This window comes from Brevundimonas sp. (assembly GCF_035561115.1).
Classification (GTDB): domain Bacteria; phylum Pseudomonadota; class Alphaproteobacteria; order Caulobacterales; family Caulobacteraceae; genus Brevundimonas.
In genome coordinates this window covers 53,970-78,622 of sequence record NZ_DATMYH010000089.1, presented here as the reverse complement: position 1 = coordinate 78,622, position 24,653 = coordinate 53,970, and the positions used below count along the sequence as shown (strand labels likewise).

Here is a 24,653-nt window from a genome sequence, read left to right as displayed (position 1 = left end):
CCATGGAATCAGTCCGCCGCATGCGTACGACGGCCTACACCACAGTCCGCCCGCGCTACGGCTTCTTCGACGTCGTCGGCCTGCTGTTCCGCGAACTGCTGCTGATGGTCGTTATCTTCCTTCTGGTGTTTGCGATCGGGACGGCGGCGATCCTGACCCTCAAGAAATCCTACACCGCGACCGCCAGCGTCTACGCCGGCGCCGGATCGGAATATGTCTATCAGCCGCGCGTCGGAGCCACCGAGCGCGCCCAGCCGCTGGAGGCGGACGCCGTGGCCCAGTCGGAGGCCGCCATCCTCGGCAGCCTCGAGGTCAAGCGCCGCGCCGTTCGGGCCGTCGGCGCGGACACCGTGCTGGGTCCTGACGCCGCGGGTACGCCGGCCGAGAAGGAAGCGGCGGCCCTCAAGGTCATCGATTCCAGCCTCGGAGTCGGGGTGACGGCGGGCAGCGCCATCATTTCGGTGTCCTACAAGTCCGACGACCCGGTGCGCGCCGCCCAGGTGCTGAACGCCGTGGTCGACCAGTATCTGGTGCAGCGCCGGGTCGTGTTCAGCGACCGCAGGACCCCCGCCATCGCCCAGCAGCGCGAGGCGTTCGAGGAAGACCTCGCCCAGGCCGATGCGGCCTATCAGGCCTTCATGCAGTCCAACGCCATCGGCGACTTCGCCACCGCCAAGGCGACCCTGGCTGCGACCTACCAGACCACCTACGCCGAGGCCCTGTCGCTGCGGGCGCAGCTGAACCAGGCCAGCCAGCGGCTGTCGACGCTGGAGTCCCAGCTGGCCCAGCAGCCCGCCGAGGTGGTGCTGCAGCAGGACCTGAACGTCTCGGCCCAGGACCAGATCCTGCAACTGCGGACCCAGCGCGAGGCCCTGCTGTCGCGCTATACGCCAGACGCCCAGCCGGTGAAGGACATCGAACAGCAGATCGCCGACCTGCAGGCCTATGTCGCCACGGGCACGACGGTGGGGGCCAAGGAGGTCCGCACCGGGCCCAGCACCGTCTTCACCGCGATCGAGACGGCGCGGATCACCGCCGCCGCCGACCGCGACGGCCTGGCCGCGCGGCTGGCCGTGGCCAACGGCCAGCTGGACCAGATCCGCTCCCGCCAGGCCGAACTGACCCGGCTGGAATCGACCAACGCCAACCTCGCCGGCAACCGCGAGGTCCTGACCGCCAACATTCGCGACTTCCAGCAACGCGAGAGCGCCGCCCGCGCCGACAGCGCCCTTGTCGCCGCCGGGGCCGACAATGTCACCGTCATCGAACGCGCCGAGGCGCCCACGAAGGGGACCAGCCTCAAGGCCCCGTTGCTGGCCCTCGTCTTCCTGTTCGCCGGCTTCACCGCCCTGTGCGTGGGCCTGCTGCGGATCTTCACCCGCAAGGGCTATGTCACGCCCGCCTCGACGGGCCGGACGCTGGAAATGCCGGTCCTGGCCGTCGCGCCGATGAAGGCCGCCCGGTGATCCCGCAAGCCATGGTAGCGTAGGGGCCTGTAGCCGGGCGCGTAGCGATTCGATGGTCGATCTGACAACCGAAATGGCGGCTCTCTGGGCCGCGCTGGGGCCGGCGCCCGGCCATCGCGGCCGCGTGGTGCAGATCGCCGCCGCCAACTCGGGCGAGGGGGTCTCGACGGTGGCCCGGGAATACGCGCGCCTGGCCGCCGTGCGCGCGCGCCGTCCCGTCTGGCTGATTGACGCCGATCTGTCCCAGCAGGGCCAGATGGAAGCCGTCGCGGCCGAGCCCGACCGGTTCGGCGCCCTGGGCAAGGCGGCCATCGCCACGCCGGACGGATCGATCTTCTTCGCCGTCACGCCGCGTCTGATGGACCGGGCCGGCAAGCCGGTGCATCCGGCCCGCCTGATGACGGCGCGCCCCTGTCTGGGCGGACGATTGTGGGTCACCCGGTTCGCCGCCGAACACCTGCGGTCCGGGCAGCGCGCCGAGGCCGTGGGCGACGCCCGCTACTGGGACGCCCTGAGGAAACACGCCGACACAGTGGTGATCGACGCACCCGCGGCCGACCGCAACGACATGGCCATCACCCTGGCGCCGTTGGTGGATTCCACCGTGCTCGTCGTCGCCGCTGAAAGCACGGCCGCGAACGAACCGCTGATGCTGCGCGACGAGATCGAGGCGGTGGGCGGCCGGATCGCAGGGGTCGTGGTCAACCGCTCGACCTACAAGCCGCCGGCCTTCCTGAAGCGGCTGACGGGCTAGGCGGCGGCGTCCAGCCGGGCCAGCTCCCGCGCGCCGTAGAACTGCGGTTCGAATCCCTTGGTCCAAAGCACCTTGCCCAGACCGCGCGCGGCGCGGTCGTACATCTCGGCGCGTCCGGGCCGGGCCGCGAGGGTCAGGGCCGCAGCCGCCGCGCCCCAGACCACGGTCTGGGCCACGCCGATCAGCATCCAGCGCGTTACGCCCGGCCAGTTCCCCGCCGCCGCCGCCGTCTGGCTGGGTCCCTGTCCATAGGCGAAGGCGCGGGCGAGGGCGTATTTCAGCGTGGCCCGGTGCGCCGGGGCGAACTCCTCGACGCGGGCGTCGGCGGCCCAGCCGAAACGGCCGCCGCGCGCCGCCAGGGCCGCGAACAGGGCGTCGTCCTCGCCGCCCGCCTGGTCGGCCGCGACATTGAAGGGCGCTGGCCCCGGCAGGGCGGTGGCGCGCAGCAGCAGTGAGTTGCCGCAGCCGTACGGCTCGGCGATCAGGCCCGTGCGGTCCGGCCCATCGCGGCCGAAGAAGCGCTCCAGATAGGCTTGCAGCCAGGCCTCGGCTCCCGGCGCCCGGCCGGTGATCGGGCCGAACACAGCGTCGGCGCCGGTCTCGGCCCGGGCCCTGAGCAACGCCCGCAGCCAGCCGGGAGCGGCGGCCTCGTCATCGTCGAGAAAGGCGATCAGCGGGGCCCCGGTCGCAGCCAGTCCGGCGTTTCGCGCCGTCGCCACGCCGGGGGTTGGGGCATGGCGGTAGATCAGCGGCCAGGGGGAGAAGGCGCGCAGCCTCTCCGTCAGCGTCGCCGCCGAGCCCTGCGGGTCGTTGTCGACGACCACGATCTCGGCCACGCGGTCGGCCACCCCGGTCTGGCCGAACAGCGACCGCAGCGCCCGTTCCAGGCTTTCGGGCCGGCGCAGGGTCGGAACGATGATGGCGACGTCGCCCATCACACCGCCTCCGCATAGAGGGCGGCGCGATACAGGCGCAGCGAGAAGGCTCGCGCGGCGACCGGCAGCCAGCCGGCCTCGGCCGCCCCGCGCACGGCGCGGCGCAGCAGCGGCAGGCCGGGCAGCCGCTTCAGCAGTTTCGCCGCCCTGTAGCTGGGATAGTTCGCGACCACGTCGGGATGGCGCTGGACCATGCGTCCGAAATTGGGGGCCGACTGCTCGTATTTGCCCGCCAGCGCCGTGACCGTGTCCAGCCCCATGTGGGTGGCGGGATTGTCGATGTGCACGACGGCGAACCGGCGCGACACGCGCATGGCCCATTCCACATCCTCCCAGCCCCAGCCGGTGAAGCCGGGATCGAAGGCTTCGAACCCGAACACGTCGCGGCGGACCAGCAGGTTGGAGGTGTAGACGTATTTCTCGGGCTGTTTCGCCCGCTCGGCGCAAGGCACGCATTCCGATTTCGCCGCCATGGCGCGGTGGACCCGGAAGCGGGCGTCGGTCGGGGCCTGCAGCAGGGAAAAGCCGCCGAAGGCCACGGCGGGATCGCTGGAGGCGACCAGCGCCGCCCAGTCGCGCAGGAAGTTCGCATGATCGGGCCGCATGTCGCTGTCGAGAAACAGCAGCGAGCCGCCGCGCGCCGAACCGGCCAGACGGTTGCGGCCGATGGCCCGGCCCTCGTTGGCGGGCAGGGTGATCAGGCGCACGGGCAGGGCCATGGCGTCGAGTTGCGCCGTCAGCCGGCGCGTCAGGGCCGGATCGGCGGTGCCGTCGTCCAGCACGATGACCTCGACCGCTCCGGCCAGCGCCCCGGCCTCCGTCTCGAGCGCCGTCAGCAGGTCCGTCGGATCATCGCGCAGAAAGGGGGTGAGCACGGACAGGGCGGGACGGGCGACAGCCCAGGCGGCGTTGTCGTGGATGTCGGCCCGTGCGCTCACGCCGCGGCCCTCCGGATGCGGAACTGCGTCAGCAGGCGCAGGGCGACGTCCCGGACGCCGGCCGCATTCAGGGTCAGGGCCGCCGCCGCATAGACAAGACCGCCCACGGAGGCGTCCAGCGCCAGCTCGGGGAACCCTCCGGGCGCGGGCAGGCGGGCGACGACCAGCGCCATGATGCCGGTGGCGATCGCGCACCGGACCAGACTCTCCCACGGGATGGGCAGGGCAACGACCCTGCGGCCGATCATCATTGTCGCGATCAGGCCCAGGGTGAAACTCGCCGCCGTGGCCCATGCCGCGCCCATGATGCCGAAACGCGGCACCAGGACCAGGTTCAGGACGACATTGGCGCCCGCCGGGATCGCCATGGCGATCAGCAGCCGCTTCGTCTTCTTGCCGAGGGTGAAGGCCTGTCCGAAATAATAGGCGGTCAGTCCGAACAGCAGGGCCGACAGGGCGATCCACGGCGTGACGCCTGTGGCTGCGGTCCGCAGGTCCTCGCCGATCAGCAGTTCGGCCAACGGTCGCGCCACCAGCGCCACCCCCGCCGCCGCCGGCAGGCCGATCAGCAGGAAGGTCGACAGCTGTTCGCGCGCGGCCTCCTTCAGCCGCTCCAGCCCGCCCCGCTCCAGCGCCATGACCAGCGCCGGCTGCCCCGCCGATCCCAGCCACAGGAACAGCACGTCCAGCGTGCGGTTCGCGATCGAATAGCTGGCGTGATAGGCGCCGACCGCGGCCTCGTCCATGAAGGCGGCCAGCAGGAACCTGTCGGTCGAGGACAGCACCACCGTCAGCGCCAGCGAGGCCGCGATGGGATAGCCGTATAGCGCGTAGTCCCGCACCCGCGCCGGCTCGAAGGCGCCGCCGCGGGCCTGTCTCAGCTCGCCGGGCAGGACGAAGGGCAGGGCGGCCAAGGGCGCCAGCCCAAGGCCCAGCAGCGGCGCCGCGCCGCCCGCGCCGATCAGGGCGAAGCCGACGCCGATGGCCAGACCGCCGACGGCCACCGCCATGTCCAGACCCGCGGCCTTGCCCACCTCGCCGGCGGCGCGGAACCGTTCCTGCCCCAGCTTCACCAGACAGCGCGCCGGCGCCCCGGAGAGACCCGCAGCCAGAGCCAGTTTGAACAGCGGATCGACCGGGAAGGCCCAGACGGCCACGCCTGTCACGACGATGAAGACCCCGCTCAGGACGAAGGCCGTGCGGTACAGGCTGGCGAAATGGCCCCAAGTCTCGGCGCCGGGCGACTGGGCCGCCCAGAAGCGCGCCATGGCCGCCTCGAGCCAGCTGAAAACCGCCACATGGGCGAGGGTCATGACCGAGAAGGCCAGCGCATACCGGCCGAAATCCTCGGGGCTCAGCAGGCGGGTGAACAGGACGATCGACAGGAAGCCGACCACCCCCTGCACGATATTGGCGGGCAGATAGCCCCAGACGCCGCGCCAGAACATCAACGACCCCGGATCATCGCACGGCCGCGCGGTCGCCCAGCAGCACCGGCAGGGTCACCGCCATGATCCACAGGTCCAGCCAGAACGACTGGCGCTCGACATAGTCGATGTCCAGTTGCACCCGGCGGCGCACGTCCTGGGCGGTGTGCAGCGGTCCGCGCGAGCCGTTGACGGCGGCCCAGCCCGTCATGCCCGGCTTGATGCGGTGGCGGTGGGCGTACTCCGCCACCAGCCGCGCGCTCTCGACATGGCCGGTCTTCATGCCGATGGCGTGCGGCCGCGGCCCGACCAGCGACATCTCGCCGGTGAGGACGTTCAGCAACTGCGGCAGTTCGTCGAGGCTGGTCTTGCGGATGAACCGGCCCACCGCCGTGACCCGGTCGTCGTCGTGCGTAACCTGCCGGCTGGCCGTGGCGTCGGCCGACTCCTGCTTCATCGAGCGGAATTTCCACACCACGATTTCCTCGTGGTTGAAGCCGTGACGGCGCTGGCGGAAGAAGATCGGGCCCGGGCTGTCCAGACGGATGGCGAGCGCGACCCCGGCCATCACCGGCGACAGCAGCACCAAGGCGGTCAGGCCGAAGACCATGTCCTGCAGCCGCTTGTTGAAGGCGCGGCGGTCGTCGTCGACGGGACCCTGCACATCCGCCAGCGGCGCGGCCGCCAGCCGGTTCAGGGCGTTGCGCGTCTCGACGGGGTCCTTGGGCTCGACCAGCAGGGTCACTTCATTGGGCAGGGTCCGCAGCCGCGCGGTCAGGTCGCGCACGCGCGCCTCCGCCTTTGGATCGATCGCCAGGACGATGCGGTCGACATAGGGCGTCATCCTGTGGGTCAGCAGGTCGTCGGCCGTCCCCAGCACCGGCACGCCCTCGATCGCGCGGGGGCTGCGCGCCAGCCGGTCGTCGAAGATTCCGAGCACGTTCAGATCGCGCCGCTTCAGGGCCTCGCGGATCAGGGCCTCGGCATGCCGGGTGGCGCCGACCAGAACGACATTGGGCGTCAGGGCTCCGGACGCACGCCAGCGCGCGACGATATCGCTCCAGCCGATGTGCAGCGCGTTGAGGGTGACCAGCACCAGGCCCGTCCAGACCAGGTACGCGGACCATTGGGCGGCGGCGCCCTGCAAGGCCCAGCCGGAAGCCATGGCGGCCAGCGACCCGGTCCCGACGATCGCCGCAACCGACGCCAGATGCAGCGCCGTCCGCTGGCCCCGGGCGAAACGGTAGCGCCCCAGGGACCGCAGCAGGCCGAGAATGGTGAGGGCACCGAGCGCGAATGGCAGGACCTGGGACAGCTGGGCGTGGAGCAGGGGACCGGTCGCGGCGGCCCAGGCGCACAGCAGGGTGACGCCGGCCACGGCCAGGACATCGATCCCGCGGAAATAATGGGCCGCCAGACGCGAGGCGTGCCGCTGGCGGGCGTTGCGCCAGACATCGGGCCGGAAGGGCCCGCGGCGCGCAGCCCCGTCGGCCTCGGGCGCGCCGGCCAGCGATGCAGCAGCCAGCGCCTGAAGTCCGGCCGCGTCGCGGCTTTCCGGCCCGGGCAGGCTGGCATCGAACGACAGGGAGCGGCTGGCGGCGTCGGTCATGGGGCTCGCGCGGGGTTTCCTCGCCGCACCTTGCATACCCGCTCTCACTGTCCCGTTAACGCACGAGGGCGTCGGTCCCCCGTTGCGTCCGCCCGCGCGCTCGGCTAATCACGCCGCCTGCCGGAGACGTGGCCGAGTGGCTGAAGGCAACGGTTTGCTAAATCGTCGTACCCTGTAAGGGGTACCCAGGGTTCGAATCCCTGCGTCTCCGCCAGACCCTCCAGCGCCGCGATCGCCGGCCGGCGGGATATCCGTCCCACCTTATTTGAACCCGACCCCTTTTGACGGGTTGCAGGAGCGCCGCTTCAGTTCTGGTGCCTCCATGTTTCCCGATCCGTCCCAGCCCCGATCCCCGTTCGATTCCGCGCCGCGCCCGCCGCGCCGGGTCCGCCCGGCCCATATGGCGGCGATCGGCGCCCTGGGCGCGGCGGCCCTCGGGCTGATGGGTCTGAAATTCGTCAACCTTCCGGATGCGGCTCCCGTGGCGCCGGGCGACGCCCTGAAGATCGAGGTCGTGGCGCCCGTGGAGCCGAAAGCGGCGCCCGGATCGGTGATGGAAGTCGGCGAACTGGTCGACGGCTTCCGCTATGCGCCGCCCCCGCCCGCCGGGCGCGCGCCCGTCCATGACGTGGCATGGATGGAGACCGGGGACCTCGCGCCGCATACGCCGCCGACGCAGCCCGCGAACGTGCGGCGCTATGCCTCGTCCGACGCCGCCGCCCCGCCGTTCGAGCCTGAGCCGCCCCGGCGCGACCGGGAGCGCCGCTGGTTCGGGTTCGACAATCCCCTGCCGGACTTCGGCGCCGAGCGCCGCGCCCGTCGGGCGCGCCTGGACGCCCTTGAGGATCAGCGCCGCGCGGAGTTCGAGGACCGCGCCGCGCCGCGGCGTCATTCCTCCGAACCGCCGCGTTACGAACGGCCTCGCGACGACGGGCCGTCCTACGACCCGCCACGCGACGAACGTCCCGCCGGGACCCCGTCGGACGGCCCCTGGGGCCCCGAGGTCGGCTGAAGCCGCGCCGTCGCGCCAACTTGACCTCGGGTGATCTTGGCGCCGCGTCGCGCGCGGTCTAGGTCGGTAGCTCAACGTCTTTCAGGGAGAGACCCATGGCCGACCTGGCTCAAGTCACCGAACACATCCGCGGCGCCGTGGGCGACAACTCCGGTCTGGGCAAGACCGTGAAGATCGATCTGGGCGACGTCGGCAAGATCTTCATCGACGGCGCCTCGGTGCCGAACACGGTGACCAACGACGACAAGCCCGCCGACGCCACGGTCTCGATCGGCTGGGACGACTTCATGGCCCTGTCGAACGGCCAGCTGGATCCGATGATGGCCTTCATGCAGGGCAAGCTGAAGATCGCCGGCGACATGATGATCGCCCAGAAGCTGGCCCCGCTGCTGAAGCGCTGATTGTGATCTGAAGCAAGGTTTTCCGCGGCGCGGTCCCTCATGGGGATCGCGCCGTTTTCTTTCCGGAGCAAGACCATGGAATTCCGCCACAGCGACAGGGCCCTGCACTGGCAGGAGCGGGTGAAGCGGTTCCTGGACGACCACGTCCTGCCGCGCGAGGAAGAGTATCGCGCCCAGGTGCGCGAGAATCCCCGGCGCCAGCCTTCGGCCATGGAGGAGATGAAGGCCAAGGCGCGCGAAGCCGGCCTGTGGAACATGTTCCTGCCCGGCGACCACGGCGCCGGCCTGACCAATCTCGAATACGCTCCCCTGGCCGAGTTGATGGGCCGCCATCTGTGGTCGGCCGAGGTGTTCAACTGCAACGCCCCCGACACCGGCAATATGGAAGTGCTCCATATGTACGGGAACGAGGCCCAGCAGGCCAAATGGCTGAAACCTCTGATGGCCGGCGAGATCCGCTCGGCCTTCCTGATGACCGAGCCCGAGGTGGCCTCGTCGGACGCGACCAACATCCAGACCCGCATCGTCCGCGACGGCGACCATTATGTGATCAACGGCCGCAAATGGTGGTCGACCAATATGGCGCACCCGAACGTCGCGGTGACCATCGTCATGGGCAAGACCGACCCCGACGCCTCGGTCCACACCCAGCAGTCCCAGATCATCGTCCCCGTCGACACGCCCGGCTTCCGGGTCGAGCGCATGCTGTCCGTGTTCGGCTATGACGAGGCTCCGATCGGCCACGCCGAGGTGGTGCTTGAGAATGTCCGCGTCCCGGTCGGGAACCTGATCGCGGGCGAGGGCAGGGGCTTCGAGATCGCGCAAGGGCGCCTCGGGCCGGGCCGCATTCACCACTGCATGCGCGTCATCGGCATCGCCGAACGGTCGCTGGAGCTGATGGTCCAGCGCCTGCTGTCGCGCACCGCCTTCCGCAAGACCCTGGCCGAGCATTCGGTGTGGGAACAGCGCGTCGGCGAGGCCCGCACCAATATCGAGATGTGCCGCCTGCTGGTGCTCAAGGCGGCCTGGATGATGGACGAGGCCGGCGCCAAGAACGCCAAGTCCGAGATCGCCCAGATCAAGGTCGCGGCCCCGCGTATGGCCCTTCAGGTCATCGACGACGCCATCCAGGCCTTCGGCGGCGCCGGCGTCTCGGCCGACACGCCTCTGGCCGAGATGTACGCCATGGTCCGCACCCTCCGCATCGCCGACGGCCCCGACGAGGTCCACAACCGCACGGTGGCGCGGCTGGAGTATGCGAAACACGGCGGTCGGCGGGGATAGCCGCTACGGCGCTTTCCGCCGTCCGCCCTATGCAGTTCATGCAGCCGGTCCAGGTGCAGTTTCCGCTTCGGTCATGGCGCTCTTTGCGTAACGGCCCTCGCGGTCCATATGTCCGCCCATGGCGATGCACGGTGAACGGTCGGGACGGCGCGGTGATTCAGTAGCGAAGGCGGGGCAGGCCGGGGCGCCCCTTCCGCCCACCGCGGATGGCCCGCCGACCTGGCAGGCTCTGGGCGATCTCATCAAACTGGTCGGGCGCTCCAACGCCCCGCAACTGCGTCTTCGTCTCGTCGCGGCCATCGCCATGACCCTCGGCGGCAAGGCCTTGGGCGTGCTGGCTCCGCTGGTGCTGGGCGCGGCGGTCAACCATCTGGCGGCGGGGCAGGGGGCGGGCGTCGCCTTCGGCATGGGCTTCGCGGCCTTCGCACTCGGCTGGGCCTTCGTGCGCCTGCTGTCCGCCATCGCCCCCAACGCCGCCGACGTCGTCTTCGCTCCCGTCCGCTCGGCGGCCCAGCGCACCGCCGCCGCCGAGACCTTCGCCCACGCGCTCAGCCTGTCGCTGGATTTCCATCAGACCAAACGGTCCGGCTCGCTGTCGCGGACAATGGACCGGGGCGCACGCTCGGTCGACTTCCTGATGCGCATCCTCGCCTTCAACCTGGTCCCCACCGGGGTCGAACTGGTGCTGGCCGCCGGCGTCCTGGCCGGCAGATACGACTGGCGCTTCGGCGCCGTGGCCGTCGGCGTCGTCGCCGTCTACGCCGCCTCGACCTTCGCCCTGTCCAACTGGCGACTCGAGCACCGGCGCGAGATGAACGCCGCCGATACGGAAGCCGCCGGCGTCTCGGTCGACGCCCTGCTGAACTACGAGACGGTCAAATCCTTCGGCGCCGAGGCCCGCGCGGCACGGACCTATGACGCCGCGCTGGGCGACTACACCCGCGCCGCCCTGAAGGCGAACAGCTCGCTGGCCCTGCTCAACGTCATGCAGGCGGTGATCATGAACGTCGGGCTCGGGATCATGGCCGTTATGGCGGGCTTCGAAGCCGCCGCCGGACGCATGGGCCCCGGCGACGTGACCGCCGCGGTCCTGATCATGATCTCCCTCTATGCGCCGCTGAACATTCTCGGCTTCGCCTACCGGGAAATCCGCCAGTCCTTCATCGACATGGAGGAGATGCTGAAGGTCACGCGGCAGACCCCCCAGGTCGCCGACGCCCCCGACGCCGTCCCGCTGCCACGTCCGGCGGATGCGAAAGGCGCCGCCCTGGCCTTCGAACACGTCGGCTTCCGCCATGACGCCCGCGCCAACGGCCTGGAAGACGTCAGCTTCCTGGCGCCCCCGGGCACGACGACGGCGCTTGTCGGGCCGTCGGGCTCGGGCAAGTCCACCATCGTCAAACTGGCCCTGCGCCTGCTGGATCCCCAGGAGGGGAGCGTGCTCATCGAGGGGCTGGACGCCCGGCAGGTCACCCAGGAATCGCTCCGCGCCGCCGTCGCCCTGGTGCCGCAGGATGTGGCCCTGTTCAACGACACCATTCGCGCCAATATCGGCTTCGCCCGACCCGACGCCGACGAGACTGCGATCTGGGCCGCCGCCGAGGCTGCGGAACTGTCGAACTTCATCCGCGAACTGCCGGACGGCATGGACACCAGGGTCGGCGAGCGCGGCCTGAAGCTGTCGGGCGGAGAGCGCCAGCGCGTCGGCATCGCCCGCGCCCTGCTGGCCGATCCCTGCGTCCTCATCCTCGACGAAGCGACCAGCGCGCTGGACAGCCGGACCGAGGCCGCGATCCAGAAGACCCTGCGTCGCGCCCGCACCGGTCGCACGACCCTGGTCGTGGCCCACCGGCTGTCGACCATCGCCGACGCCGACCAGATTCTGGTGCTCAAGGCGGGGCGGATCGTCGAACGCGGCGCGCATCATGAGCTGGTGGCGCGTCAGGGGGGGGAATACGCCGCCCTGTGGCGCAAACAGACCCGCGGCGCCCGGACCGAGCGGCAACCGGCCTGATCTCAGGCCCTGGGCGGCAGCTTGCGGTCGGCGACCATTTTCAGACTGTCCAGCACCGTGTTGCGCGCCGCCGTCTCTTCAAGCGGCAGCGTCTGCAGCAAACGCAGCGAGCGGGCGTGGACGGTGACGATGCGCCAGTCGAAGGTCTGGTCGGCCGGCGCGCCGTCGATAAGGTCGCACAGGCCGCTGGCGGCCCGGCACAGGTCGATCAGTTCGAATGGGCTGGCTGCGTCGATGACGGCGTTGGCCGCGCAATAGGCCTCGTTCAGCCTGAAGGCCTGCTGGTCCAGGTCGGCGGGAGGAATCACGGCCTCAAGGGCGGCGATCTGGATCTCAACCAACGCCATCGCCTCGGCGCGCCTGGCCTCGATGTTGGCCCGGGCCTGGGTCAGGGCCGCGCCGACGCTGACGCCGCCGGGCGAGTCGATCATCTTCGAGAGCCTGGACCTGGCCCGGGGATGGGTGATGACCGTCATGACGCGCCGTCCATCGATGCCACCCGCGCGGCCTGCTCTGCCTCAAAGGCCGCCTTGCGGATCACCGCATCGCGCCGCTCGTCCGAAGGCGGACCCTGATCGCGGATGCGGCGGTCCGGCCCGAAATAGTCGCCGACCTCGAGGAACGGACGCGTGTCACGGGCCACCCAGACGATTCGCTCTAGCAGGGTTGAGGCGCTGAACGGCTTGGTGACCACGAAATTGGCGCCGCAGTCGCGAGCTTCGTCGATCTTGGAGCGGCGAATGTGGGCGGCGGTCATGATGACGGGCGCGAGGGCGTTGGCCCTGGCGGATCGCCGCAACCAGCGGACGAGTTCGTAGCCGTCGACGCTGGGCATCTCGCAGTCGACCACCAGCAGGTCTACGGGGTGGTCGACCAGAATTTCCATGGCCTCGGCGGCGCTCTGGCAGGTGTAGCTGGTTCGGATGCCGAAGCCCCTGAGGGCCTGACACGTCAGGTCGAGGCCGAAGGATGAATCGTCGACCACCATCGTCGTCGCGCCGGTCAGATTGATCACTGCGCTTTCACGCAGGGACTCGCCGACACCGCTCATACTGACCCCCTCACAAGCACTCGCAACCAATCACCTGTCCCCTGTGCCAAATGGCACGCCAGAGTGGAAGGAGTGGTTAACGTCAGCTTGCGCGGCCGATGGCGTAGAAGCGGTCCGCCCGCGCCTTGCGCAACTGGTCGGGGGTCATTCCGGACAAGGCCTTCAGTTCTTCGGCCAGCACGTCGCCCACCGTCGCGATCGCCGCCTCGCGGTCGGCGTGCGCCCCGCCGACCGGCTCGGGAATGATCCGGTCGATGATCTTCAGCTCAAGCAGATCCGGCGCCGTGATCTTCATGGCCATGGCGGCGTCCCGGGCGCGGGCTCCGTCGCGCCACAAAATGCCAGCCGCGCCTTCGGGCGAGATCACCGAATAGATCGAATGCTCCATCATCAGGACGCGGCCGGCTGCGGCGATGGCGATGGCTCCGCCCGACCCGCCTTCGCCGGTTATGGTCGCGATGGAGGGGACGCCCAGCGTAAGGCAGCGTTCGGTCGAGCGGGCGATGGCCTCGGCCTGGCCGCGCTCCTCGGCGCCGAGGCCCGGATAGGCGCCGGCGGTGTCGACGAAGGTCAGGACCGGCAGGCCGTACTGCTCGGCCAGATCCATCAGCCGAACGGCCTTGCGATAGCCCTCGGGCCGCGCCATGCCGAAATTGTGCATCACCCGCGTCTGGGTGTCATAGCCCTTCTCATGGCCCATCAGCACGACGGGCTCCCCGCGAAAGCGGGCCAGGCCACCGAGGATGGCCTGGTCGTCGCCGAACTGGCGGTCGCCCTTCAGCTCCACGAAGTCGGTGAACAGGCCTTCGACATAGTCGACGAAATGCGGCCGCTGCGGATGCCGCGCGACCTGGGTCTTCATCCAGGGATCGAGACCGGCGTAGGTCTTTTTGCGCAGCTGCTCGGCCTTCTGGCGCAGGCCCTCGACCTCGGCGTCGAACGAGCCGGAGGTCGAAGAGAGCAGGTTCAGCTCCTCGATCTTCGCCTCCAGATCGGCGATCGGCTTTTCGAACTCGAGGTAGTGCACGGCCATGAGGCGGTCCGGAAGAGGCGCGCCTATGGCGCATCGGAAGGCGGCGGAACCTAGTCAGGTCAACGCCGGTGAGCAAGCGACGGTTCAGTCGTCCCGCGCAAGAGGATGTTTGCTCCTGACGACCTGCGTAAGACGGTCCGTCGCCACGTGGGTGTAGATCTGGGTCGTGGCGATGTCCGCATGGCCCAGCAGGGTCTGGACGACGCGCAGATCGGCCCCGCCGTCCAGCAGATGGGTCGCGAAGGCGTGGCGCAGGACGTGGGGGCTGACCCGGGCGGGGGCGATCCCGGCGTCGAGCGCGGCCTGATCCAGCAACTGGGCGAAGCGGCGCGGGGTCAGATGGCCTTTGGCCGAGGATGAGGGGAACAGCCAGGGACTGTCCGGCGCCTTTTCAGGCCGCGCGGCGTCGCGGGCGACCAGCCAGGCCTTGACTGCCTCGCGCGCCGACGCATTGAGCGGGGCCAGCCGTTCCTTGCCGCCCTTGCCGCGGACGATCAGCCAGGCGGGATCGCGTCGCACCGCCTCGAGCCGCAATCCCAGCAGCTCGGACACCCGCAGGCCCGAAGCGTAGGCCAGTTCGACCAGGGCCACGAGTCGCAGGCCAGCGGCCCCCTCATGCGCTGAGGTAGCGGCCAGCAGCCGTTCGATCTCCTCGCCCGACAGCGTCCGTGGCAGGCTGCGGCCCTGTTTCGGCGCATCGAGCCGGCGCGACGGATCATCGCTGCGCCACCCCTCGCCGAGGGCGAACCGGTAGAACTGGCGCACCGCCGACCGCCGCCGCGCCTGGGTCGCCGGGGACAGGCCGAGTTTCGCCAGTCCGGCGTACCACGCCTCCAGTCCCGCCTCCTCGCCCTTCATCAAACCGCCGACGACGCCGGCTTCCGCGTCCGCCAGATCCCGCCCATAGGCGGACAGGGTATGGGGCGACGCGTCGCGTTCGACGGCCATCATCTCCAGAAAGGCTTCGATCTGCGGCGTGCTCATGCGTCGCGACGCTTCCCGACGGCGGCGCTTGGTGTAGAGGATGGGCCTGTCATGCCGTGCCTCCCCGCGCCCCGTCCGTCGCCGGCCCGCCGCCTCCTGCGAGGCCGCGCGTGAATCATGCCGTGGCGATTCCCGTCCATGAACGCACCATAGCCCTGGTCGGGCTGATGGGCGTGGGCAAATCGACGGTCGGACGCCGCCTGGCCAAACGTCTCGGCCTGCCGTTCGCCGACGGCGATGTGGAGATCGAGGCGGCGGCGGGCATGACCGTTTCGGACATCTTCGCCAGGCTGGGTGAGGCCGAGTTCCGGGCCGGGGAGGCCCGGGTGATGAAGCGCCTGCTGGACGGCCCGCGCATGGTGCTGGCCACCGGCGGCGGCGCGATCCTCAACGAAGACACCCGCGCGGCCCTGCAGGCCCGGGCCGTCACGGTCTGGATGCGCGCCGACCTGAAGACCGTCGCCGAACGGGTGCAGCGCCGCGACACCCGTCCCTTGCTGCGCGGCCGCGACCCGCTTGAGGCGCTGACGGCCATGGCCGAGGTCCGGTACCCCTTCTACGGGCTTGCGGATGTGACCGTCGATGTCGCGACCGGCGCCCACGCCGAGGCGGTGGAGGCGATCGTCCGGGCTCTGGACGCCTTCGGCGTGGTGACCGCGGCATGACCGCCACCCTTCCTGTGAGCGGCGGCGGCTTCGAGCCCTATGACGTGATCGTCGGCCAGGGCCTGTTGAGCCAACTGGGCGTCCTGATCGCGCCGCTGGTCCGCGGCCGCACCGTCATCATCACCGACGAGACCGTCGCGAGTCTCCACGGTCCCGCCGCCCTGGCCTCGCTGCAGGCCGCGGGGGTCCGCGGTCGCCTGCTGACTGTTCCGCCCGGCGAAAACTCCAAGTCGTTCGCCGAACTGGAGCGGGTCATCGATCGCCTGCTGGCCTTCGGCCTGGACAGGCGTGACCTGATCATCGCCCTGGGGGGCGGTGTGGTCGGCGATCTGGCCGGTCTCGCGGCGGCCCTCTACATGCGCGGCATCGATGTCGTCCAGGTCCCGACGACCCTGCTGGCCCAGGTCGACTCGTCGGTAGGGGGCAAGACCGCCATCGATACGCCGCGCGGCAAGAACCTGGTCGGCGCCTTCCACCAGCCGCGCATGGTCGTGGCCGACATCGACGTGCTGGCCACCCTGCCGGCGCGTCAGTTGCGCTCGGGCTGGGCCGAGGTGCTGAAGCACGGCCTGATCTGCGACCGGGACTTTTTCGACTGGCTGGCCGGCGAGGGGGCCGTCGGCGCGAAGGGGGATCCCGTCGCCCTGACCCGCGCCGTCGTCCGTTCGGTCGAGATCAAGAGCGCCATCGTCGGCGAGGACGAGAAGGAGGCCGGCCGCCGCGCCCTGCTGAACCTCGGCCACACCTTCGGCCACGCCATCGAGGCCGAGCTGGGTTTCGACGAGGACCTTCTGACCCATGGAGAAGCGGTGGCCCTTGGCTGCGCAATGGCCTTCCGCCTGTCCGCCGCCCTCGGCCTGTGCGCGGGCGCCGAGGCCGAACGGGTGGGGACGGCGGTCGCCGCCGCCGGCCTGCCGACGCGGCTGGAACATGCGGGCGTCTTCCGCGCCGAGCGGCTGCTGGCGCGCATGGCTGGCGACAAGAAGGCCGAGGGCGGCCGGCTGACGCTCATTCTGGCCCGCGCCATCGGCGACGCCTTCGTCGACAAGGCGGTGGACAGCGCCGCCCTGATCGACTTTCTGAAAGGCGAGGGGGCCGCCTGAAGCTGGCCCGCCCGGTTGCTGTCCTCGACGATGAGCGGCGCGAGGGCCGGCCCTGTCCCGACATCAGGCGGGCGGCCCCCGCCTAGTCGACCGCGCGGCAGTCGGTGGGATCGCGCCCGTCGGAGGTCCATGTGGCCATGACGCCCTTGCCCCTCAGTTCGTAGCCCGACGCCCGGTACCAGATGCCGTCCTCGGCGCGCTCCTGGAACAGGTCCACGGCCTCGCCGCTGGAGTTGCGGACCGTCGCCATCTGCCGCGGATTGTCGAAATCGACCGAGAGACGCTCGCTGTTGTTGCACAGATAGACGGTGCGGATGACGCGGTTCAGGGCCCGGTCCTGGGCCTCGGCGCCGGTCCGCCGGCGCGCCGTCTGGGCCTCCTGGGCCCGGACGCGCACGGAGTCGCCGTCGGTCGGCGCGTCCTTCGGCTTCTGACCGCAGGCGGACAGGGCGAGACAGGCGACGGCGAGGACGGCGAGCGACTTCATGCAGACCTTCTAACAAGCGGAGCCGTAGGGCCCTGCGGACTAACGTGCGTCGGGAGCCGCCGTTCCTTTGCGCCGGGCGCGGAAGAAGTCGCGCAGGAGGTCGCCCCCTGCAGCGGCCAGCACGCCGCCCTCGACAGCGGGTTTCCAGTGACAGGTCGGTTGTTCGAAGAAGCGCGGTCCGTGCGCTACTGCGCCGCCCTTGGGATCGTCCGCGCCCCAGACGACCCGACCGATCCGGGCGTGGCTGATGGCCCCGGCGCACATGGCGCAGGGTTCCAGCGTCACATAGAGGGTCAGGCCCGTCAGGCGGTAATTTCCCAGTTTCGCGGCGGCTGAGCGTATCGCCATGATCTCGGCGTGGGCGGTGGGATCATGCGCGCCGATGGGGCCGTTTCGACCCTCCGCGACCACATCTCCGGTGGATTCGTCGACGATCACGCAGCCTACGGGAGTCTCTCCCGCGTCCGCCGCCGCTTGCGCACACGCCAAGGCCATGTGCATGAACCGCTCATCATGGCCAGCCATCCCCGAGACAACGACAAGAAGCCGCGCCCGCGTCAAGACGACAGCCGCGACGGTCCCCGCAAACCCTATGTCAAGCGCGCCGAGGGCGGCGACGACCGCGGTCCGCCCAAGGGCGGCAAGTCCTTCGGCAAACCGGGCGGCAAGCCCTTCGCCAGGGACGGCAAGCCCGGACCGAAGACCGATGAGGGTCCCAGGCGCAGCGAACGGATCGCCAAGGCCATGGCCCGGGCCGGCATCGCCTCGCGCCGCGAGGTCGAACGGCTGATCGGCCTAGGCAAGGTGGCGGTGAACGGCAAGATCCTCGACACGCCGGCGGTTCTGGTCACACGCGACGACGTCATCACCGTCGACGGCAAGCCGATCGGCTCGGCCCAGGCGACGCGCGTCTGGCGCTACAACAAGCCCGCCGGCCTGATGACCTCGCACAATGACCCGCAGGGCCGCCCGACGGTGTTCGACGCCCTGCCCAGCGGCCTGCCGCGCGTGATCTCGGTCGGCCGCCTCGACCTGAATACCGAGGGCCTGCTGCTGCTGACCAATGACGGCGAGCTGAGCCGCGCGCTGGAGCTGCCGACGACCGAACTGGTGCGTCAGTACCGGGCCCGGGCCCGGGGCCGGGTCAGCCAGCTGCAGCTGGATTCTCTCAAGGACGGCGTCACCGTCGACGGCATCCGCTACGGCCCGATCGAGGCCACCCTGGACAAGGCCAGGGAGAGTGAGGGGAACGCCCCGGCCAACCTGTGGATCAGCGTCTCGATCACCGAGGGCAAGAACCGCGAGGTCCGCAAGGTGCTGGAGCATCTCGGCCTGACGGTGAACCGGCTGATCCGCCTGGCCTATGGTCCGTTCCAGCTGGGCACCCTGCCGACGGGATCGGTCGAGGAGGTCGGTCCGCGGGTGATCCGCGAACTGCTGGCCCAGCATATCCGGCCCGAGAGCCTGCCCCAGGGCAATACGGTCGCCACGCCGGCGCCGATCCCGGGCCGCCGCACCTCGGCCCCGATCGTCAAGGGCGCCTCGGGCTCGGCCATCTCCGATCCGTCGCGCAAGCCCAGCCGCGTCCGCGCCGCCGGAGCCGCCGCCGACGCCGCCGCTGAACGCGCCGCACGGCCGCCCAAGAAGGCAGGCTGGGCCAAGGCGGGACCGAAATTCGAGCATCCGAAGAAGAGTTTCGCCCCGCGCGCCCGGCCGGAGGGCGCCGAGCCCGCCGGCGAACGCCCCAAGAGGGTGTTCAAGCCGCGCGAGGACCAGTTCATCGACCGTCCGCGCGGCGACGCCCGCACGGGCGCGCGGCCGGCGGCGCGGTCCGATGACCGGCCCGGCGACAAGCGTTCGTTCGACCGCAAGCCGGGCGCCAAGCCGCCGTTCGCGGGCAAGTCCGGCGACCGGCCCGGCGGCTTCTCCAAGCCGGGCGGTTCGCGTCCGGGCGCCGGCCCCGCCGGCGGGCGCGGCAGTCCGCGCGGTCCCCGCTCCAGGGGCTGACCCGTGCGGATCGTCGCAGGGACTCTGAAGGGCCGGTCCATCGTCGCGCCGGAAGGGGAGGGCACGCGCCCGACCTCCGACCGCGCGCGTCAGGCCATCTTCAACGTGCTGGAGCATGCCGCCTGGGCCGAGCCGCTGGAGGGGATGCGGGTCATGGACCTGTACGCCGGCTCGGGCGCCCTGGGCTTCGAGGCCATCAGCCGGGGCGCGGCCTTCGCCCTGTTCGTCGAGACGGACGAGGAGGCGCGCGGGGCCATTCGCGAAAATGCGGACGCCTATGGCGTCATGGGCCGGACGCGCGTGCACCGGCGCAGCGCCACCGACCTCGGCGGCCGGCCCGGTTCCGATGGCGAGGCCTTCGATCTCGCCTTCCTCGATCCGCCGTATCGCAAGGGGCTGGGGGAGCAGACGCTTCTCCGACTGCTGGAAGGCAACTGGCTGAAGCCCGGGGCTGTGGTCGTGTTCGAGCGCGGCTCGGACGAGCCCGAGACCGACACGCCCGGCTATGAACGGCTGGACGCGCGCGACTACGGCGCCGCGCGCGTCCTTTTTCTCAGGGTTTCACCAACGGCGGGCTGAGACCCGGTTGTCGAGCTGGCTGCGCAGGCGCGCCAGGCCGTCGCGGTTGACCCGGTAGGGTCCGCCGCCGAGCGAGGCGATCAGCCCCTTGGTCTTCAGCTTCCTCCAGACCGACAGATTGCAGTCGGTCAGCAGATAGCCGTCGCGGGTGAAACAGTCGGCGCGCAGGATGCGGCCGTCGGCGTCGCGTTCGAGGACGATCGCGCCGCCCTGCGCCAGGGCGTGCAGCGTGCGCTGCTCCGCTCGGGAGATGTTCATTTGGGTAAGTCCGTGGATGCGTGAAGGCTCTCGCCGGCGCAGTCACGCCGGCGGGTGATCAGAGGCTTCGACGGTTATGCACCGTCGGCCTCAGGCCTTTCGGGCAATCTCGGACATGGGCTTCCTGTCGGGGTGATCCCGAGGGTTGGACGGCGCGACATAGCGCAGGTCGCGGTTCTGGCGCTAGAGGCGCAATCGCGCGGCGAGCTTTCGCGCCGCCGCTGTCACCTCGGCCCAGGTGACCTCGAAACCGGCGGCGTCGCCGAACCAGGGGTCGGCGACGGCCTGACCCTCACGGCCCTCGACATGGTCCAGCAGCAGGCTGAGTTCGGCGGTCGCATCCGCCGGCGCGAGCTTGCGCAGCTTGGCGAGATTGTCGTGGTCGAGGGCGATCACATGGGTGAAGCGGCGGAAGTCTGCGAGCCGGACCTGACGGGCGCGCAGGGCTGAGATGTCGACGCCGTGGCGCAGCGCGACGGCCTGCGCCCGCTCGTCCGGTGGCTCTCCGGCATGCCAGTCGCCGGTTCCGGCGGAGTCGACGATCAGTTCGAGACCGAGCCGGGTCGCTTCGGCGCGCAGGGCACCCTCGGCCAGCGGCGACCGACAGATGTTACCGAGGCAGACGAAGAGGATGGAGGGCATAACGCGGGCCCGGAAAGAGGAAGGGAGCTAGTTGAATCGGCACGACAAACGCGGGTCGATGCCCGTGAGTCCACTCAAGCGTAGGCACTGCCGTCTCTCGCAATGATTGCATTGACCTTTCGGCAGTGACGATAACGTTGTAGCCATGAGAAGGAACGACACGAGGCCTAGATGAAGATCACATCTGATAAGCGAGAGCTCGACAAGATTTTCAAGCGGCGCGACCGTTACGAAATTCCAGAATGGCAGCGGGATGAAGTCTGGGACACCGCACGAAAACAGAAGCTGATCGACTCGATCCTCAGAGGGTGGCGGCTGCCGAAATTCTACTTCATGGTGACCGGACCGCAGACTTACGAGGTGGTTGATGGTCAGCAGAGGCTTGCTACTATCTTCGAGTTTCTGTCGGGCGACCTGTCCCTTTCCGAAGAAACCGCGAAGGAATTCGGTGGCGCGACCTACGGTGATCTCAGTGCCGAGACGTCAGATCAAGTCGACGACTTTGAGATCGATTTCGACGAAATCACCGATGCATCTGACGATGAGCTGATGGAGTTTTTCCAGCGGCTACAAAACGGTCTACAACTGAACTCGAGCGAGAAACTTAACGCGATACCCAGCAAACTGAAGGCGTTTTGCAAGAAATCGGCTGGACATCCGTTCTTCAAAAACCGGGTCGCTTTTGCGGATCGCCGCTACGCGCATTTTGATGTCATGGCGAAAGTCGCAACTCTTGAAATCGAAGGCATTGGAACCGGTGTTCGCTATCAGGACGTGAGGCAGGTTTTCGAGGCGAACTCGAACTTCTCAGATCAGTCTCAGGTGGCCAAGCGGATCAAGGCCGCGCTCGACGCTCTCGCGGCTGGCGTCCCTTCCGGCACCAAGGTTTTTCGAAGCCGTTCAATCACCCAGTCTTTCATCACGATGGTCTGCCAACTGCAGAAGTCAGGTAGCTTGAAGGGAAAAGAGGCCCAAATCGGCCAGTTCGCCGGAAGCTTCGTCACGGCACTCGCGAAGGAGGTTGAGAAAGGGCAAGACGCCACGGATGGAGATCTCATCGCCTTCCAGCGGAGCGTAAATTCAAACGTTAAAGCTGGGCCGATTGTCCGCAATCAAGTGCTTTTACGGAAGCTTTTCCAAGCGGTGCCCGAGTTTCTCGAAACCGCGGATGCCGACGTTGTATCCGCCGCGAATTTCGACAACGAGATTGGGGCCGTCGCGAAACAAATTCGCGCGGATATCGCGGCGATAAATGAGGCCTATTCGGCGAAGAATGGGTCGGATCTTTTCAAGGCGACCAGTAAAACGGCTAGCGCCCAATCAATGATTGGTGAATCGGCCGGAAGCTATGAGGCCTACAAAGTTTTGATCGAAAACCTTTATTTCCTCCTGTGGGAGGGAGCGGGCTCGAAAATCGAAGATAAGCCGACGTCCTTCAAGGATGTGAACACCCTACGCACCGAACTCCAGCACGATACCGATCACGGCGACACAAAGTCTGTCGCCAAAAAGAAGAAGAAGCACGGAGACGTATTCGCGGCGTATGCTGGCGCTTCTTCTCCTGCGGTCGCGGCGCCGGCTCAGTTTCCGGTACTGCAGCTCAACCTACTGCGAGCAATCAGAAGCGATCTCGAAACACTTCTGCTGACCAATAGTTAGGTGGTTGGCCATCTCGATAGGTGAAGCCTCCCTCAACATCGCCCGAACAGCTTCTCCAGGTCGGCCAGCTTGAGCTCGACATAGGTCGGACGGCCGTGGTTGCACTGGCCCGAGTGGGGGGTGACCTCCATCTCGCGCAGCAGGGCGTTCATCTCGGGGCCGGAGAGCATGCGCCCGGCGCGGACCGAGCCGTGGCAGGCCATGGTGCCGCAAACCTCGCCGAGCCGCTCGGACAGGGCCAGGGCCGCGCCGTGCTCGGCGAGGTCGTCGGCGATGTCGCGGATCAGGCCCTGGACGTCGGTGTCGCCGAGCAGGGCGGGCGTCTCGCGCACCAGCACGGCGCCGGCGCCGAACGGTTCGACGATCAGGCCCAGTTCGGCCAGTTCGTCGGCGCGGGCCGAGACGCGCGCGGCCTCGGCCGGGTCGAGCTCGACGACCTCGGGGGTCAGCAGGGCCTGACGTGTCACCGCGCCGCGCGCCATCTGCACCTTCATCCGCTCATAGACGAGGCGTTCGTGGGCGGCGTGCTGGTCGACGACGACGAGGCCGTCGCGGGTCTGGGCGACGATATAGGTGCCGTGCAGCTGCGCCCGGGCGGCGCCGAGGGGATAGTCTCTCATATCCTCGGAGTGCGACTCCGGCGTCGCCGAATTCCCCGCGATTCCGTAGCGCAAATCCTCGTTGTCCCCGGCGCCGGACTCGACGCGCGCCGACCGGTCGTTAAGTCCCGGAATGATCTGGGCATTCGCGCTGGCTGGAGCAGCCCAGCCCTGCCAGCCGCTCCAGCCCTGGGCCGAGGGTGAGGACGGGCTGAAGGCGGGTCCGGACGACACGCCCGCGTGCGGCCGGAAGCCCGCCAGCGCGTCCGCCGCCACCGTGGTCGAGGCGCGGTGGCCGGCGCCGGCCAGGGCGTGACGCAGGGCGCCGACGATGAGTCCGCGGACCAGGGCGGGGTCGCGGAAGCGGACCTCGGCCTTGGCGGGATGCACGTTCACGTCGACGTAGAGCGGGTCGATCTCGAGGAACAGCGCCGCCGCCGGATGCCGGTCGCGGGCGAGGAAGTCGGCGTAGGCGCCGCGCAGCGCCCCTTGCAGCAGCCGGTCCTTCACCGGACGGCCGTTGACGAAGAGGTACTGGTGGCCGGCGTTGCCGCGGCTGTAGGTCGGCAGGCCCGCGTAGCCGGTCAGGCGGACATTGTCCCTCGACTGGTCGATCAGCAGGGCGTTGGCCTCGAAGTCGCGGCCGAGGAGGGCCGCGAGACGCTTGAGGCGGCCGGCGTCGCCCGGATGTTCGGCGGGCAGGCGCAGGGTGGTCTTGCCGTCGAGGTCGAGGGTGAAGGCGACGCCCTCGTGCGCCATGGCCTGGCGCTTGATCTCTTCCGAGATGGCCATGGCCTCGGACCGCTCGGACTTCATGAATTTGAGGCGGGCGGGGGTGGCGTAGAAGAGGTCGCGGACCTCGACGCGGGCGCCGTGGGGCCCGGGGAAGCCGGCGGGCGCCACCGGCCGCTGGTCGCCGCCCTCGACCGTGATCTGATGGGCCTCGCCGCCGTCGCGGGGCCGGCTGGTGATGGTCAGGCGCGCCACCGAGCCGATGGAGGGCAGGGCCTCGCCGCGGAAGCCGAGCGTGTGGATGCGCAGCAGGTCGACATCGCCGGCGTCATCCGGCTCCAGCTTGGAGGTGGCGTGGCGCTCGACGGCGAGGGCCAGTTGGTCGGCCGCCATGCCATGCCCGTCGTCGGCGATCAGGATCCGGCTCAGACCGCCGCCGTCGGCCTGGATCTCGATGCGGGTGGCGCCGGCGTCGAGAGCGTTCTCGACCAGCTCCTTGATGGCGCTGGCCGGGCGTTCGACCACCTCGCCGGCGGCGATGCGGTTGACCGTTTCAGGGGGGAGGCGGCGGATGAGCATGGGATTCGCAAGTATGCCGCTTTCCGTCATCCGGAAGTAGAGAAACGATGGACACTTCGGCCACATGGGACTCCGGGTGTTCCCGACGGGAGTCCGCTCGAAAAACAGCGGACAATTCGGACTCGGCGGACTCTGTCGTCACTCAGGCCCCCTTCTCCACATCCCCCGCGAAAGGACGCAAGGCCCTTGCGCCTGCCGTGCGCGACGGACGGGGAGAGTGTCGCACGGGAGGTTCGTGCGGCTACGAAATGACGCTGCCTGTTCCCGGATACCGCACCAGATCAAAGGGTTGGCGTCTGCAACCTGTATGGCTGGCGGCGGATTGCGCACATTGTCTCCTCCCTGTTCGCGAAGCGAATGGGGAGGGGGACCGCGAAGCGGTGGAGGGGCGTTGATCGTGCGCTCTGCTTCCACCCCTCCACCCCTTCGGGGTCC

Annotated in this window: 24 protein-coding genes and 1 tRNA gene; 12 read left to right on the top strand and 13 right to left on the bottom strand. The window is 69.4% G+C overall.

The features are described from left to right. The first annotated feature begins 20 nt into the window (after positions 1-20). Both VN378_RS11845 and VN378_RS11840 read left to right on the top strand, forming a co-directional pair. Positions 21-1,466, top strand: coding sequence for a chain-length determining protein (locus VN378_RS11845; RefSeq protein ID WP_325743780.1), 1,446 nt, complete (start codon positions 21-23; stop codon positions 1,464-1,466). A gap of 52 nt (positions 1,467-1,518) precedes the next feature. After that, positions 1,519-2,220, top strand: a complete 702-nt coding sequence (locus VN378_RS11840; RefSeq protein WP_325743779.1) for a hfsB — start codon at positions 1,519-1,521, stop codon at positions 2,218-2,220. Here the strand turns inward: VN378_RS11840 and VN378_RS11835 are convergent. Genes VN378_RS11835 through VN378_RS11820 form a run of 4 tightly spaced genes read right to left on the bottom strand, consistent with a single transcriptional unit; the run spans position 2,217 to position 7,129 of the window. Next, positions 2,217-3,155 (bottom strand): glycosyltransferase family 2 protein, encoded by a 939-nt coding sequence (locus VN378_RS11835; protein WP_325743778.1) that lies wholly within the window; start codon positions 3,153-3,155, stop codon positions 2,217-2,219. The genes VN378_RS11840 and VN378_RS11835 overlap by 4 nt on opposite strands. Beyond that, positions 3,155-4,093: a glycosyltransferase family A protein gene (locus VN378_RS11830; RefSeq protein WP_325743777.1), complete on the bottom strand. Its 939-nt coding sequence runs from the start codon at positions 4,091-4,093 to the stop codon at positions 3,155-3,157. The genes VN378_RS11835 and VN378_RS11830 overlap by 1 nt, the downstream gene beginning before the upstream one ends. Next, positions 4,090-5,541, bottom strand: a complete 1,452-nt coding sequence (locus tag VN378_RS11825; RefSeq protein WP_325743776.1) for a lipopolysaccharide biosynthesis protein — start codon at positions 5,539-5,541, stop codon at positions 4,090-4,092. The genes VN378_RS11830 and VN378_RS11825 overlap by 4 nt, the downstream gene beginning before the upstream one ends. Positions 5,542-5,554: 13 nt before the next feature. Continuing rightward, positions 5,555-7,129 (bottom strand): exopolysaccharide biosynthesis polyprenyl glycosylphosphotransferase, encoded by a 1,575-nt coding sequence (locus tag VN378_RS11820; RefSeq protein WP_325743775.1) that lies wholly within the window; start codon positions 7,127-7,129, stop codon positions 5,555-5,557. Positions 7,130-7,251: 122 nt separating this feature from the next. Between VN378_RS11820 and VN378_RS11815 the strand changes: the two genes are divergently transcribed. From VN378_RS11815 to VN378_RS11795, 5 genes are all read left to right on the top strand, one after another. Further along, positions 7,252-7,343 (top strand) — tRNA-Ser (locus tag VN378_RS11815). A 108-nt stretch (positions 7,344-7,451) separates the two neighbouring features. Then, positions 7,452-8,141: a hypothetical protein gene (locus VN378_RS11810; protein ID WP_325743774.1), complete on the top strand. Its 690-nt coding sequence runs from the start codon at positions 7,452-7,454 to the stop codon at positions 8,139-8,141. A gap of 95 nt (positions 8,142-8,236) precedes the next feature. Beyond that, the gene (locus VN378_RS11805) at positions 8,237-8,542 is read left to right on the top strand and encodes an SCP2 sterol-binding domain-containing protein (protein WP_325743773.1); all 306 of its coding nucleotides are present in this window, start codon (positions 8,237-8,239) and stop codon (positions 8,540-8,542) included. A gap of 75 nt (positions 8,543-8,617) precedes the next feature. Then, positions 8,618-9,826, top strand: coding sequence for an acyl-CoA dehydrogenase family protein (locus tag VN378_RS11800; protein WP_325743772.1), 1,209 nt, complete (start codon positions 8,618-8,620; stop codon positions 9,824-9,826). 124 nt (positions 9,827-9,950) lie between these two features. Continuing rightward, entirely contained in the window at positions 9,951-11,840 is a 1,890-nt protein-coding gene (locus tag VN378_RS11795; RefSeq protein ID WP_325743813.1) for an ABC transporter ATP-binding protein/permease, read from the top strand. Positions 11,841-11,842: 2 nt separating this feature from the next. On the opposite strand, the gene VN378_RS11790 is transcribed toward VN378_RS11795, so the two are convergent. The 4 genes from VN378_RS11790 to VN378_RS11775 form a co-directional block, all read right to left on the bottom strand. After that, positions 11,843-12,271 carry a chemotaxis protein CheE gene (locus VN378_RS11790; RefSeq protein WP_325743771.1) on the bottom strand — a complete coding sequence of 143 codons (429 nt, stop codon included), beginning with the start codon at positions 12,269-12,271 and terminating at the stop codon, positions 11,843-11,845. Positions 12,272-12,312: 41 nt separating this feature from the next. Next, complete coding sequence (locus VN378_RS11785; protein ID WP_325743770.1) at positions 12,313-12,891, bottom strand: response regulator; 579 nt, start codon at positions 12,889-12,891, stop codon at positions 12,313-12,315. 82 nt (positions 12,892-12,973) lie between these two features. After that, positions 12,974-13,924, bottom strand: a complete 951-nt coding sequence (locus VN378_RS11780; RefSeq protein ID WP_325743769.1) for an acetyl-CoA carboxylase carboxyltransferase subunit alpha — start codon at positions 13,922-13,924, stop codon at positions 12,974-12,976. Positions 13,925-14,008: 84 nt separating this feature from the next. Further along, positions 14,009-14,908, bottom strand: coding sequence for a site-specific tyrosine recombinase XerD (locus VN378_RS11775; RefSeq protein ID WP_325743768.1), 900 nt, complete (start codon positions 14,906-14,908; stop codon positions 14,009-14,011). 56 nt (positions 14,909-14,964) lie between these two features. Here VN378_RS11775 and VN378_RS11770 point away from each other — a divergent pair, with 56 nt between their 5' ends. Together VN378_RS11770 and aroB are read left to right on the top strand one after the other, a co-directional pair. After that, the gene (locus VN378_RS11770) at positions 14,965-15,573 is read left to right on the top strand and encodes a shikimate kinase (RefSeq protein WP_325743767.1); all 609 of its coding nucleotides are present in this window, start codon (positions 14,965-14,967) and stop codon (positions 15,571-15,573) included. Beyond that, complete coding sequence (gene aroB, locus VN378_RS11765) at positions 15,570-16,676, top strand: 3-dehydroquinate synthase (protein WP_325743766.1); 1,107 nt, start codon at positions 15,570-15,572, stop codon at positions 16,674-16,676. Before VN378_RS11770 ends, aroB begins: the two co-directional genes overlap by 4 nt. Before the next feature lie 82 nt (positions 16,677-16,758). Here aroB and VN378_RS11760 read toward each other — a convergent pair whose 3' ends face one another. After that, complete coding sequence (locus tag VN378_RS11760; protein ID WP_325743765.1) at positions 16,759-17,163, bottom strand: MliC family protein; 405 nt, start codon at positions 17,161-17,163, stop codon at positions 16,759-16,761. A gap of 39 nt (positions 17,164-17,202) precedes the next feature. After that, on the bottom strand, positions 17,203-17,688 hold the full coding sequence (tadA, locus tag VN378_RS11755) for a tRNA adenosine(34) deaminase TadA (protein WP_325743764.1): 486 nt from the start codon (positions 17,686-17,688) through the stop codon (positions 17,203-17,205). On the opposite strand from tadA, the gene VN378_RS11750 reads away from it, so the two are divergent. Then, positions 17,677-19,170: a pseudouridine synthase gene (locus tag VN378_RS11750; protein WP_325743763.1), complete on the top strand. Its 1,494-nt coding sequence runs from the start codon at positions 17,677-17,679 to the stop codon at positions 19,168-19,170. The genes tadA and VN378_RS11750 overlap by 12 nt on opposite strands. Positions 19,171-19,173: 3 nt before the next feature. Beyond that, positions 19,174-19,749: a 16S rRNA (guanine(966)-N(2))-methyltransferase RsmD gene (rsmD, locus tag VN378_RS11745; RefSeq protein ID WP_325743762.1), complete on the top strand. Its 576-nt coding sequence runs from the start codon at positions 19,174-19,176 to the stop codon at positions 19,747-19,749. Here rsmD and VN378_RS11740 read toward each other — a convergent pair. Both VN378_RS11740 and VN378_RS11735 read right to left on the bottom strand, forming a co-directional pair. Continuing rightward, on the bottom strand, positions 19,732-20,007 hold the full coding sequence (locus VN378_RS11740) for a YjhX family toxin (protein WP_325743761.1): 276 nt from the start codon (positions 20,005-20,007) through the stop codon (positions 19,732-19,734). The genes rsmD and VN378_RS11740 overlap by 18 nt on opposite strands. Positions 20,008-20,190: 183 nt before the next feature. Then, positions 20,191-20,649 carry a low molecular weight protein-tyrosine-phosphatase gene (locus tag VN378_RS11735; RefSeq protein ID WP_325743760.1) on the bottom strand — a complete coding sequence of 153 codons (459 nt, stop codon included), beginning with the start codon at positions 20,647-20,649 and terminating at the stop codon, positions 20,191-20,193. 171 nt (positions 20,650-20,820) lie between these two features. Between VN378_RS11735 and VN378_RS11730 the strand changes: the two genes are divergently transcribed. Then, positions 20,821-22,308 carry a DUF262 domain-containing protein gene (locus tag VN378_RS11730; protein ID WP_325743759.1) on the top strand — a complete coding sequence of 496 codons (1,488 nt, stop codon included), beginning with the start codon at positions 20,821-20,823 and terminating at the stop codon, positions 22,306-22,308. Between the two features lie 32 nt (positions 22,309-22,340). Here the strand turns inward: VN378_RS11730 and mutL are convergent, their stop codons facing one another. Beyond that, entirely contained in the window at positions 22,341-24,218 is a 1,878-nt protein-coding gene (mutL, locus tag VN378_RS11725; protein ID WP_325743758.1) for a DNA mismatch repair endonuclease MutL, read from the bottom strand. Positions 24,219-24,653 lie beyond the last annotated feature (435 nt).

Bases quoted from the DNA above. Each gene is read 5' to 3' on its own strand.
- VN378_RS11735 (WP_325743760.1), bottom strand. From the start codon at position 20,649: ATGCCCTCCATCCTCTTCGTCTGCCTCGGTAACATCTGTCGGTCGCCG.
- aroB (WP_325743766.1), top strand. From the start codon at position 15,570: ATGACCGCCACCCTTCCTGTGAGCGGCGGCGGCTTCGAGCCCTATGAC.
- VN378_RS11805 (WP_325743773.1), top strand. From the start codon at position 8,237: ATGGCCGACCTGGCTCAAGTCACCGAACACATCCGCGGCGCCGTGGGC.
- VN378_RS11845 (WP_325743780.1), top strand. From the start codon at position 21: ATGCGTACGACGGCCTACACCACAGTCCGCCCGCGCTACGGCTTCTTC.
- mutL (WP_325743758.1), bottom strand. From the start codon at position 24,218: ATGCTCATCCGCCGCCTCCCCCCTGAAACGGTCAACCGCATCGCCGCC.
- VN378_RS11750 (WP_325743763.1), top strand. From the start codon at position 17,677: ATGGCCAGCCATCCCCGAGACAACGACAAGAAGCCGCGCCCGCGTCAA.
- VN378_RS11790 (WP_325743771.1), bottom strand. From the start codon at position 12,271: ATGATCGACTCGCCCGGCGGCGTCAGCGTCGGCGCGGCCCTGACCCAG.
- VN378_RS11840 (WP_325743779.1), top strand. From the start codon at position 1,519: ATGGTCGATCTGACAACCGAAATGGCGGCTCTCTGGGCCGCGCTGGGG.
- VN378_RS11775 (WP_325743768.1), bottom strand. From the start codon at position 14,908: ATGAGCACGCCGCAGATCGAAGCCTTTCTGGAGATGATGGCCGTCGAA.
- VN378_RS11730 (WP_325743759.1), top strand. From the start codon at position 20,821: ATGAAGATCACATCTGATAAGCGAGAGCTCGACAAGATTTTCAAGCGG.
- VN378_RS11825 (WP_325743776.1), bottom strand. From the start codon at position 5,541: ATGTTCTGGCGCGGCGTCTGGGGCTATCTGCCCGCCAATATCGTGCAG.
- VN378_RS11740 (WP_325743761.1), bottom strand. From the start codon at position 20,007: ATGAACATCTCCCGAGCGGAGCAGCGCACGCTGCACGCCCTGGCGCAG.
- VN378_RS11785 (WP_325743770.1), bottom strand. From the start codon at position 12,891: ATGAGCGGTGTCGGCGAGTCCCTGCGTGAAAGCGCAGTGATCAATCTG.
- VN378_RS11810 (WP_325743774.1), top strand. From the start codon at position 7,452: ATGTTTCCCGATCCGTCCCAGCCCCGATCCCCGTTCGATTCCGCGCCG.
- VN378_RS11820 (WP_325743775.1), bottom strand. From the start codon at position 7,129: ATGACCGACGCCGCCAGCCGCTCCCTGTCGTTCGATGCCAGCCTGCCC.
- VN378_RS11800 (WP_325743772.1), top strand. From the start codon at position 8,618: ATGGAATTCCGCCACAGCGACAGGGCCCTGCACTGGCAGGAGCGGGTG.
- VN378_RS11795 (WP_325743813.1), top strand. From the start codon at position 9,951: ATGCACGGTGAACGGTCGGGACGGCGCGGTGATTCAGTAGCGAAGGCG.
- VN378_RS11760 (WP_325743765.1), bottom strand. From the start codon at position 17,163: ATGAAGTCGCTCGCCGTCCTCGCCGTCGCCTGTCTCGCCCTGTCCGCC.
- VN378_RS11835 (WP_325743778.1), bottom strand. From the start codon at position 3,155: ATGGGCGACGTCGCCATCATCGTTCCGACCCTGCGCCGGCCCGAAAGC.
- tadA (WP_325743764.1), bottom strand. From the start codon at position 17,688: ATGGCTGGCCATGATGAGCGGTTCATGCACATGGCCTTGGCGTGTGCG.
- VN378_RS11780 (WP_325743769.1), bottom strand. From the start codon at position 13,924: ATGGCCGTGCACTACCTCGAGTTCGAAAAGCCGATCGCCGATCTGGAG.